7 protein-coding genes are annotated in these 11,616 nt (G+C 36.1%); 4 read left to right on the top strand and 3 right to left on the bottom strand.

Annotation, left to right across the window (positions count from 1 at the left end; all coding sequences use genetic code 11):
- Positions 1–15 precede the first annotated feature (15 nt).
- Entirely contained in the window at positions 16–612 is a 597-nt protein-coding gene (leuD, locus tag IE155_RS05545; RefSeq protein ID WP_189377159.1) for a 3-isopropylmalate dehydratase small subunit, read from the top strand.
- Between the two features lie 125 nt (positions 613–737).
- On the top strand, positions 738–1,970 hold the full coding sequence (locus IE155_RS05540; RefSeq protein WP_189377157.1) for a cyclic di-GMP phosphodiesterase: 1,233 nt from the start codon (positions 738–740) through the stop codon (positions 1,968–1,970).
- A gap of 17 nt (positions 1,971–1,987) precedes the next feature.
- Here the strand turns inward: IE155_RS05540 and IE155_RS05535 are convergent, their stop codons facing one another.
- Entirely contained in the window at positions 1,988–3,562 is a 1,575-nt protein-coding gene (locus tag IE155_RS05535; protein WP_189377156.1) for an AAA family ATPase, read from the bottom strand.
- Positions 3,563–3,704: 142 nt separating this feature from the next.
- Here IE155_RS05535 and IE155_RS05530 point away from each other — a divergent pair, with 142 nt between their 5' ends.
- Complete coding sequence (locus tag IE155_RS05530) at positions 3,705–4,952, top strand: multifunctional CCA addition/repair protein (RefSeq protein ID WP_189377154.1); 1,248 nt, start codon at positions 3,705–3,707, stop codon at positions 4,950–4,952.
- A gap of 82 nt (positions 4,953–5,034) precedes the next feature.
- Here IE155_RS05530 and IE155_RS05525 read toward each other — a convergent pair whose 3' ends face one another.
- Entirely contained in the window at positions 5,035–7,608 is a 2,574-nt protein-coding gene (locus tag IE155_RS05525) for a TonB-dependent receptor plug domain-containing protein (protein ID WP_189377527.1), read from the bottom strand.
- 772 nt (positions 7,609–8,380) lie between these two features.
- Positions 8,381–9,694, bottom strand: a complete 1,314-nt coding sequence (fahA, locus tag IE155_RS05520) for a fumarylacetoacetase (protein WP_189377526.1) — start codon at positions 9,692–9,694, stop codon at positions 8,381–8,383.
- Positions 9,695–10,183: 489 nt separating this feature from the next.
- On the opposite strand from fahA, the gene IE155_RS17925 reads away from it, so the two are divergent.
- Complete coding sequence (locus tag IE155_RS17925) at positions 10,184–10,918, top strand: PEP-CTERM sorting domain-containing protein (RefSeq protein ID WP_229817069.1); 735 nt, start codon at positions 10,184–10,186, stop codon at positions 10,916–10,918.
- Positions 10,919–11,616 lie beyond the last annotated feature (698 nt).

Genomic DNA, 11,616 nt, shown 5'->3' with positions numbered 1-11,616 from the left:
ACTTAAGGAACACTCATGGAAAAATTTACCACGCACCAAGGTTTAGTCGTGCCATTAGATATTGCTAATGTTGATACCGATCAAATTATCCCAAAGCAGTTTTTACAGAAAACTGAACGTGTTGGTTTTGGTCAGCACTTATTTCACGATTCTCGTTATTTAGATAATGACGGTAAACAAGAAAATCCAGAATTTATTTTAAACTCTCCCACTTTTAAAGGAGCAAGCATATTGCTTACCCGTGAAAACTTTGGTTGCGGTTCAAGCCGAGAGCATGCACCTTGGGCATTACAAGAGTTCGGATTTAAAGCAATTATTGCACCTAGCTTTGCAGATATATTTTACGCTAACTGCATTAACATTGGTGTTGTGCCAATTAGATTAACAGACAACGAGGTTAATGAATTATTTAAACATTCTTCAAATGGAAAATTGAGATTAACCGTAGACTTAATCAATAATAAAGTGACATCTGAAAATTTAAGTTATAATTTTAAACTGGATGACTTCCATCAATATTGTTTAGAACAAGGTGTTGATAGTGTTGGCTGGACTTTAAATAAGTTAGATAAAATTGAAGAATTCGAAGCTAAAATGCCAGCTTGGCAATAATTCAAAATAATTGATAAGTCACTTAGTAGTTAAAATAATTTATTAAGTGACTTCGCTTGTTCTTTAGAATCAAGTATTATTTACTCATTAGACACAGATAATTAAGCTTTGCCTAAAAATAAACTATGCCTGAAAGCACTTTAAACAAAAGTCACTACCAGAAAATACCATTAACTGAACTTGTTCTCGGTATGTATGTTACATCAATCGTTGATCGTAATAATAAAGAAGTGAAATCTGAAGGCTATATTTCAACAAAGCAAAGTTTAGAGCAACTCATTAACTCAAAAGTTAAATTTGTTATTGTTGATCCCGAAAAACAAAAAAAAGTAGAAACCATAGACAGGGTTTTTCCTAATATAACTGTTACAAAACCTAAAAAGCCCACTCCCGAAAAAACCATAAAGAAAGCGCCTTTTTATAATGAAATAAAAAAAGCCAATACCCTATATGAGGATGCAAAAGTACTACAAGCACAACTATTAGAAAAAGTTAAGCTAGGGCAAGTAATACAAATATCAAAAATACAGTCAACCACAGATAATATTGTAGAATCAATATTTAGAAACCAAGACGCCCTAAGTTGCTTATCACGCTTACAAACCAAAGGTTCTTATTTACTCGAGCATTCACTGAATGTAGCTATTTTAATGTCTATTTTTTCTAAGAAACTTGGGTTTGATAAACGTGTTATCCAAGAAGTGACATTAGGTGCATTTCTACACGATATTGGCAAAGTACTTTTACCTAAAGAAATATTGAATAAACATAGGGAATTAAATAGTAAAGAAGATAAAATTTGGCAAAGTCATGTATTACTTGGTATTAAGTTATTAGATGATTCACCAAGTATTTCTCATATTGCCGCAAGAATGATCAAAGAACATCATGAACGTTTAGATGGTTCCGGGTTTCCTGCTGGTTTACAAAAAAATGAAATATCAATATTCGGACGTATGATGGCGATTGTAGATACCTATGACACAATGACCTCAGGACGTCCTTATAAAGAAAGCATTCCTCCAATTACTGCCTTTAAAGCGTTGGTAAAACAATCACCACATTTATTTGATGATGAGTTAGTTGAAAAGTTTATTCATTGCATTGGTGTATATCCAGTAGGCACACTGGTGAAACTTAATAGCGGTAAATTAGGCTTAATCAGTAAATTAAATCCAAGGCGACCATTACATCCTTTTGTAAAAGTTTTTTATAATACCCGCCTTAACCAAGCAATACCTATACAAGAGATGGACTTAAGTGAGTCTAAGTATAAAGATCAAATTGATTGTTGTATAAAACCGGAGGAATTTAACATTAACCTTTTAGGCTTTTTCAAGACAGCTTTTCTTAGCTAGGTATAAAATTTAACTTACTACCAAGAAGATAGTGCTGTCATAGAAAATTGTTCCCCTCTAAAGGTTAATATCACATGCTGAGGTAAAATATCAGTTAATACCACCCCTTGTGCAATGGTATCTCCTTGATATTTGTCTTTACCGTTTACCCTTACCCAGCCTAAACCATCTGTAGCGTATAAGTGCATTTCAAATTGTAACTTAGGTAACTCTTGTTGTAACCAAAGTGGCATTTGCGACAATGGCATAACGTCATCTAGTGATGTAACAGGATTAATATCTTCCATTGGCTGCTCTTCAGTAGCCTCTATAGCCGACTGAAATCGTGCTAACACATCATCAGAAACATTTGGATCTGGCTTTAATTTAAAAGGCTCATTGTCAGTTATTTGCACATCAATAGAGTCTCCTGAGGGAGCAATGTTATCGTCTGATAACTTTTTATCCTCATTTTTGACTAGCGTACTAGGCTGAATTAATTTTTTTTCGTTAAATGTATTAGCTGGTTTTTCTTCTATCGAATCATCACCATTTTCCAATACGTTTGCTGCTTTATTATCAGAAAGTTTATACCCTTCAGCCGTTGTCAACGTATCAGCGATAGTCTGTGGTAATTGAATAGCCTGGTCATGTGAGATTTTCTCACCTAATAAGTTGTTATTACTGATGAGAGAAGTGGAAGAATTACCTAACCAATAACCCGCGATCAATGTGCTTGCAATTATGCAGCTTAAGTAGGCCATTTTCATCGGAGTTCTCCACCAAAAACTAGTAAGCTTAGCTTCTTCTCCTAATGCTTCTATAGCTGCTTTTTTGACAATTTTTCTACTTACTTTCGTATTATTACTTCCATAAGCAATAATTAGCGAACGTTCACAAAGTAAATTAACGACCCGAGGGATCCCTTTAGAAATTTGATGTATACAAGAGATAGCCGCATCGCTAAATAAAGCTCTCGTGCATTGTGCTACGGATAAGCGATGTTGAATGTACTGCTTTAATTCTACTTTGGTTAACGGCAACAAATGATAGCGAGCCGTGATCCGTTGAGCTAACTGCCTAAGATCTCTGCGTTGCAAAAGCTGCTGCAATTCAGGTTGACCAATTAAAATGACTTGCAACAACTTTTTTGTATTAGTTTCTAAATTGGTCAATAATCTAAGCTGTTCAAGCACTTCTGCTTGCAAGTGCTGTGCTTCATCTATCACAAGCAAAGTATTAATATTATCTTGATGATTCTTACTTAATTTAGTCTGTATCTTGTCAGTAAAATAATTAAGTGTTGCTCCCGCTTTTTTATATCTAATCTTTAAGCCGTCACAAATATTGGCTAATAACTCCAAGCAAGATAACGTGGGATTTAAGATAAAAACAGCTTGTGTATTTTCAGGAAGTTGCTCCATGACACTGCGACAAATAGTTGTTTTTCCAGTGCCAACTTCACCCGTTAATAAAACAAAACCGCCAGTATCACCTAAACCATAAGTTAAATGCGCTAACGCCTCGCGATGACGATCACTCATAAATAAATAAGCAGGATTAGGCGCAATGGTAAAAGGCGCTTCTTTTAAATCAAAATATTGAGTGTACATAATGTTATAGAACAGGCTCTTGATGACATAAATAACGCATTGAAAGTACCTTGTAATGCCAGAGAAGTCAAAGCCCGTATAGCAGGTTTATGTGGTTATGATAAACTAGCATAATAAAAAATAATAACTGATGTAAGCCTTAATGAACAATCAACTCATAAACGAAACGCTCAATTTCTATTTAGTTGGTGGCGCAGTGCGTGACCAATTATTGAAGCGCCCTATTTTAGAAAAAGATTTTGTTGTTGTTGGTTCCACGCCAGGGCAAATGTTATCACTTGGTTTTACACAAGTAGGTAAAGACTTCCCCGTATTTTTACACCCACAAACCAAGGAAGAATATGCCTTAGCCCGCACTGAAAAAAAACAAGGCCAAGGCTATACTGGCTTTGTGTGTAATGCATCACCTGAGGTCACCCTCGAACAAGACTTAGCAAGACGTGATTTAACGATTAATGCCATGGCAATGGATGGTCAAGGAAATATTACCGATCCATATAATGGCCTGAATGATCTTGATGATCGCGTGCTTCGACATGTTTCACCCGCATTTACCGAAGATCCACTTCGAGTTTTACGCGTTGCACGTTTTGCTAGCCGTTATCATTATTTAGGCTTTACTGTCGCTGAAGAAACAATGGCATTAATGACAAAAATTAGCCAAAGCGGAGAATTAACAGTTTTATCAGCCGAGCGTGTTTGGAAAGAAATAGAACGCAGTTTAACCGAAAAAAATCCTGAAGTTTTCATCGAAGTATTACGAAAGTGTAACGCGCTTGAAAAGCTATGGCCTGAACTAAATGCCTTATGGGGCATTCCAAATCCCGCTAAATGGCATCCAGAAATTTGTAGCGGTATTCATACAATGATGGTACTACAACAAGCTACTTTACTAACAGAAAACCCCGTTATACGCTTTGCCGCACTGTGTCATGACTTAGGCAAGTCGGTAACACCAGGGCATTTATGGCCAAGCCACCACGGACACGAAAAAGCAGGCTTACCATTAATAGAACAGTTTTGTAAAAAATACCGCGTGCCTAATCAGTATAAAAAATTAGCCTTATTGGTGAGTGAATTTCATTTACATTGCCATAAGGCGTTTGAACTAAACCCAAAAACCATTTTGCGCGTGTTTGATAAAATAAACGTTTGGCGAGACCCAACCATTTTGCCACAAGTGCTATTAAGCTGTCAGGCTGACTTTAACGGTCGATTAGGTAACGAGGATACAGCTTATCCACAAGCAGAATATTTAACTGAACTTTACAATGCTTGCACCAAAATAACTGCAAAACCGTATCTAGAGCAAGGGTTGAAAGGGATTGAGATTAAAGAGGCTATTTACCAAGCGCGCTTAACCTTGATTTCATCACTTAGAAAAGCATAGCGATACAAATAAATAATCTAAATAAAAAACCACGTCAATTGACGTGGTTTTTTATTTAACTTAAATTTGTTAATTTAGATAACTAAAAGTTATAAGTTGCTTTCACGTAGTAGTAACCACCATTGTAATCAAATGGCCCACTCTCGTAGTAAACACCACTCACTACTCCATAAGCACCACCATTCCCTTGAAGTTTTTGCGCTTCAGTATCAAAGATATTGTTAGCGCCAACCGATAAAGTCAAACTCTCGTTAACGAAGTAACTAACTTCTGCATCTATTGTAAATGAAGAACCAGCCGTTTCAGACCAACCGTAACTACTAAATTCATCTGGCTCATCCGCATGTGTTGCAAACCATTCACCAAAGTAATTGGCGCGTAGAAACATACTCATTGAATCCCAGCTTTGTGCCATGGTAAATGTTGCACGGTGCTCAGGAATACCTTCTTCTAAACGTCTTACTTTATATCCTGTTGTAAAGCTACCCGGATCATCAACTTCAGTTGAATTATAGTTATACGCTAAGCTAAACTTAGTATCCCCATCAAATAATGCCATTGAATAGTTTGCAACTACATCAACACCTTGGGTTGTAGTATCAAAGTCATTAGCAAAGAAAGTAATCTTATTACCTAATAATAGCTCAGGGTTGGGATATTTGCCTTGTAATGCGTCAACATCGGCTTGAATAATATCTATTTTATCTGTTTGCGCCAAACGATCAGTAACTTCAATCGTATAAGCATCAACTGTCATAAAGAAGTCGCCTTCTTGGTAAACAAGTCCTACCGCGAAGCTTTCTGATTCTTCAGGATTAAGTTCTGAACCACCTTTTTGTATAGAAACAGGGTGGGTAGGAGGAAATGTTGCTGATTGTACTAATTCACCGCTTACCAATGACGTTTGTGTATTAACAACATTAGCTTGGCCTACTGTTGGTGCTCGGAAGCCAGTAGAATGCGACCCCCGCAACGAAAGATTATCATTAATGCTATACTGAGCCGTTAATTTATAGTTAGTTGTATTACCAAATGATGAAAAGTCTTCATAACGCAATGCAGCACCTAGTAAAAGATCTTCAGTTAAATAGGCTTCAACATCAACATAAGCGGCAACACTTTGGCGTTTATTCTCACCTTGTGCTTCTGGTGAAAAGCCAGCAAAGCCATGAGAGCCTGCTGAAAATCCTTGTGAACGTAAAGGTCCTGTTTTCCATGACACTTCTTCACCAGAGATAATTTCAAAACTTTCTTGACGCCATTCGAGACCAGCGGCAACATTCATCGGATCGTCTAAACCAACTTCAACACTTTTAGTTAAATCTAAATTAAAGGCTTTTTCAAGTTGAATATAACTACCCGCTTCAAATTCGTATCCCGCAGGTTGGTTAGGGCCCATTGATGGGTTTACTGTATTAACCAAGTTATAAGTAGATTTATTACGGCCAACAGAGCCGCTAATATCAAAGAATGCACCTTCTAAAAAGCCATCTTTTATCTCACCTTTCGTCCCCATCACTAACGACGTATCATTAATTACTCCAGTAAACTCTGGCGTATAGCCGCCTGGAAGTATTTCATTGAATGCAAAACAATTATCATTATTAGCAACATTTGCTATATAATCAGCCTGTGTTAAGACATTAGCCGAAGTAATCGGGATATTAGGGCATGCTGCCGCATTACCATCCAATGCACCTACAAGTAATTCTCCATTGCTAGGATCAGTATACACACCACCACGGTCTTGAGGGTTTCGGTAATAATAACCACCAATACCAGTGCGATCAGAATAATTACCGAACATATAAAATTCTTTATCATTACCTAGATCTAATTTTACATTACCAAATAATGTAACATCGTCTTTAATTTCTGGATTACCCCACGTCATAGCTGGGCTTGCTACTGAGGTATTACCTGCATCAATAAGTGCTTGAGCGTCCGGACGCTGAACACTCCGACTGGTTGCATCAGCTTCTTTTAATTGAAAGCTTAAGTTTACAGAGCCATCTTTGGTAAATGGTAAACCAATATTACCGTCTACAATTGTCTGATCTCCATCACCTTCATAATATTGACCTTTTCGTACTGATAATGACCCACCATCGGCATCATCTTTTAATACAAAGTTCATAACCCTTGCAATAGCATCTGACCCATACTGCGCCGCTGCACCATCACGTAACACTTCAACTTGTTTAAGCGCTACACTTGGTATAACAGAGATATCAGGTCCTTGTGCACCATCATTAACACCTCCACCTTGGAACGCAATAACCGATGCTCGATGACGACGCTTTCCATTAAGCAGTATTAATGTACTATCTGAAGATAGTCCACGTAAATTAACGGGTCGGATAAATGATGCCGCATCACTAATAGGTTGCTGACGAACATTAAAAGATGGAATAGCTCCTTGAAGCATATCAAGCATATCACTTGATGCATTTTTCCCTAATTCATCACCACCAACAATATCAATAGGCACTGGTGATTCTGCCACTGAACGTGGAGCTGCACGAGAGCCAACAACAGCAATACGTTCAACATCTTTTTCTTTCTTCACAGCATTATTTTCTGCTGCGTACGAGGGTGCGATGGTACCTAACGCTAAACCGATAGATAAAGCTAGCGTTCCAGTACGATATTTTATTTCCTTCCTAGATCTAAATTTATTTTATTTATGTAATTTTTATTATGTTAATTTTTATTATGCTTAACTATTTATGCATAAATGAAAATATGCAGTAAATGTTACTTAAGCTTCTATTGTTATAGAACAGCATACTAAGCATTACAAGCGTTAAATAATCACTTATTTAACGGCTTAGCTTCATAAATATAATTATCAATTTTTAAATTTACGACTGAAAATAAACTTTAAATTCAATAAAGATTAGAAAAAGCAATACCTCTATAGGAGTATTGTGTTTGAGTATAAAGTGATTTTTGTCTGAATAAGTAACATGTGTTCACTAAAATAATATGATATTTAGTAAATAAATAATGGAAAAAAAATTTTGTAATATGAACAATTTTTAAACGAAAAGAATAGGTTTAATTCTACCTTACAAATGGATACTTTATACAATTAAGAGTTGAAAATTAATATTAATAAAAGTGACAACAGCCACATGCATAAAAAGTAAAAAAAATAACATATTTATTCACCCAGACAACTAAGCTTAAATATAACTAGCTAATAGCGTAATCCCATAAATAGCAAAATTTAAAATATAACTACGCGGCTGTTAATTATATGAATAAAATGCTGCCTCTGCCTGTTTATCTGTAGTAGTTAGAATATGTCAAAAATGAGCTTGAAGTAATTCAATGTAAAGAAGTGCCATATCACAATTATTTGCGAAGATAAAATAAACAGCCCAGTAGCTACTAGGCTGTTTCGTATATGATTGTAGATAATGTTATTCAGCTGGCAGTATTATTGCTGAAACTTCACCAAAACCAATTCTAGCCGCTCCTTCTTTTTGGCACCATCCTTTCATAATCACATTATCTCCATCTTCTAAAAACGTGCGCGTTTCACCATTAGGTAATGAGATAGGCTCACTTCCTGCGTTAGATAATTCAAGCATAGAGCCAGCTTGATCAGGTGTAGGCCCTGATTGAGTTCCACTACCAAACATATCGCCTGATTGTAAATTACAACCATTAACTGTGTGGTGTGCAACCATTTGAGCCACTGTCCAATATGAATCATTAAAGTTTGACTGAGAAAGTTGCACAGCAGGTTCAACCTGGCTACGCATTTGCGCTGTTTCAAGCAAGGCTTGTAATTGAATATTAAACGCACCAATATTTCTATTTTGCGTTGACTCTAAATAAGGCATAGGTTGAGGATCTTGTTCATCTCGAGTCCAAGGTTGTCTATAAGGTGCTAAAGCTTCCATAGTAACAATCCATGGAGATACAGTAGATGCAAAATTCTTTGATAAAAATGGACCTAATGGTTGATATTCCCATCCTTGAATATCACGTGCTGACCAATCATTAAATATACATAAGCCAAATACATGATCTTCAGCATTTTCTATTGAAATAGGTTCACCTAACGTATTCCCCTTGCCAATAAAAATACCCACTTCTAATTCATAATCTAGACGTTTACAAGGACCAAATGATGGCTCTGTTGCAGTTGGAGCTTTAGTTTGACCCTTAGGGCGTTTAAAGGTTTGACCCGATACTTCAATTGAAGAGGAACGACCATGATAACCTATTGGCACCCATTTATAATTTGGCAATAATGGATTGTCTGGACGAAATTTCTTTCCAACAGAAGTGGCATGGTGAATTGAAGTATAAAAATCCGTGTAATCACCTATTCTACAAGGTAAAGCATAATCAATATCAGTTTGTGGGACGAGACATTCAGAAATAACTTTTTGTTCACTAGCCCCCTCTCTTAAGGCCTTTGATAAGGCTAACCTTAATGATGACCACGCTACTTTCCCCATTGCCATAAAATCATTAAGCTGATCTTTAGCACATGCTTTAAGTGCTTCCTGTACTCTATCAGTAAATATATTTTTTTCGTACAATGCCTCTAGATCAATTACTTGATCTCCTATAGCAACACCACCACGAAAAGCTTGGTTAACTTCTTTTTGTTTAAAAATAGCAAAAGGTAAATTTTGTATAGGAAAATCTGTCGTTACTGAATTGGCAGATACAACCCAGCTTTTAAGAGATGGTTCATGCGTCTCGTTTAATAAATGCATTGTCGAATGTGATGTTTGCGTTGTTGTTTGCGTAGATGTCATTAAAAAAATATCTCCTAATCGTTTACTAGTTAATATGACTAGTTAAACGTACTTATTTGGTTTTGCTATTGATATGCAGTAATTTATATATGCGTTATCCATTGAGGGCATTATATCAATGCCAATACTAAACGCTACGTTTGTAAATTTTTACATAGCGATAACCTTGTCAACTATCTGTTGCACTTACTTGTTTACAATACTCCCCACCAATCATAGTTAATCAAACCACCACAGTTAACAAAAAACTCACAAAAAGGAAACAAAAACACAAACAAATCAATCAATTAGCATAGATAAAAATGTCATGATTTTTTACAATTTTCACTTTTAAAGGTTTTCAACAATAACCAACTCATTGAAAATATGCTCTTTTTTTATCTGGTACAACCTTTGCTTAGTATATATGTACAAAAACACTACGCTTACATTAATTAAGGAATTTTAATGAAATCTAAATATTTAGCATCAACGGCATGCGCGCTATTATTCGCAGCTACTAGCTTATCAAATGTTGCAAATGCAGGCTTAATGACCCTTACTTTTGATAATACCAGTTCACTTTCAGATTGGACAAAAGATAGAACAACACCTTCTGGTTTTGAAATTATAAATGACGAATTAGTAATGACAGTTGCAGGGGAGCTTGATGATGATAACTTCTATAATACCCAAGGTATGCAACTAGATATTGGCGAGTCAAATTATATGTCAGTTGACATGTGGATTGACTCAAGCTGGACAGCTACAGGTAGATTCGGTGGACTTTGGGCTGTGGCTTATAACGCAGATACTACCCGTGCTGATGAATATCCTATTTTAGAATTTCAAAATGATCCTAACGGCGCAACAGGTGTTGCCAAATGGGAATCAGGTATAGGTTGGGTAGTACCACCAAGCTCACAATTTACAATGGATGCATTTAATAAACTTGAAATTATGCTTGTTAATAACACCTATCAATATCTCGTTAATGGTAATTTAGTACATACTGCTGCATCAACAAGTACTTACTTAGGCAGTATTATTCTTAACGGCTATAATACGATGTCTGCAGATGGTGGTTATCAAGTACGCTATGACAACGTTACATATGGTACGGTTAATGTGCCAGAACCATCAACATTAGCAATATTTGCTTTAGCGCTTGCTGGACTGGGTGCTCGTCGTTTCAGCAAATAATAGCATCACCGATTTAAAATAGTAGTAAAAGCCTATTACTTTTGTACTAGGCTTTTTTATTTAGTGTTAACAATTAGAGTTTTCTTAACTTTTTGATTATGATCACTATGAATGCCTTCTAAAGTTAATTACAGATAAACTTCCATTTAAAAGATTAGCATATAGAGGCACTCTAAGCCTTAGATTACTAAAATCACCTTTCTCTAAATACAAGATGAACTACAGCAACAAAACTTAAATTTTATATTAAAAACTTACATAGGCCTGTCATCATTGGTATTGAGCAAGCTAAATTGAAGTCATGTAATTTTATACTAATGAATTGGATATACAAATACCATAGACACATAAATGTGCTCAAACGATTTAACATAAGCGTAAACAGCTAGCTCTCTTAAAATGGCCATACACGATTATTCAATCGTCTATGGCAAAAAACCAGAAGCATAGCTACGGGCTTTTATAATAGAAATCTAGCAATGTCTCGCTACGCTCTCACATGGGCTTTTCTGCAACATAAGTCACACTACCATGACGTACAAGGATGCGCTAATGTCGTGAAGGCATGGATGCCTATGAACGGCCAGCTATTATTTTTTTCTTACATATAGCAAGAAACCCGTAGCCTTAGCTACGGGTTTCTTTAATTAGAAGTCTAGCAATGTCCTACTCTCACATGGGAACTCCCACACTACCAT

This window comes from Thalassotalea profundi (assembly GCF_014653195.1).
GTDB classification, from domain to species: domain Bacteria; phylum Pseudomonadota; class Gammaproteobacteria; order Enterobacterales; family Alteromonadaceae; genus Thalassotalea_B; species Thalassotalea_B profundi.
The sequence above is the reverse complement of the archived record's forward strand: the minus strand, read 5'-3'. Positions and strand labels throughout refer to the sequence as shown.

Excerpts from the sequence above, each read along its gene's own strand:
- IE155_RS17925 (WP_229817069.1), top strand. The coding sequence starts at position 10,184 with ATGAAATCTAAATATTTAGCATCAACGGCATGCGCGCTATTATTCGCA.
- leuD (WP_189377159.1), top strand. The coding sequence starts at position 16 with ATGGAAAAATTTACCACGCACCAAGGTTTAGTCGTGCCATTAGATATT.
- fahA (WP_189377526.1), bottom strand. The coding sequence starts at position 9,694 with ATGCATTTATTAAACGAGACGCATGAACCATCTCTTAAAAGCTGGGTT.
- IE155_RS05530 (WP_189377154.1), top strand. The coding sequence starts at position 3,705 with ATGAACAATCAACTCATAAACGAAACGCTCAATTTCTATTTAGTTGGT.
- IE155_RS05535 (WP_189377156.1), bottom strand. The coding sequence starts at position 3,562 with ATGTACACTCAATATTTTGATTTAAAAGAAGCGCCTTTTACCATTGCG.
- IE155_RS05540 (WP_189377157.1), top strand. The coding sequence starts at position 738 with ATGCCTGAAAGCACTTTAAACAAAAGTCACTACCAGAAAATACCATTA.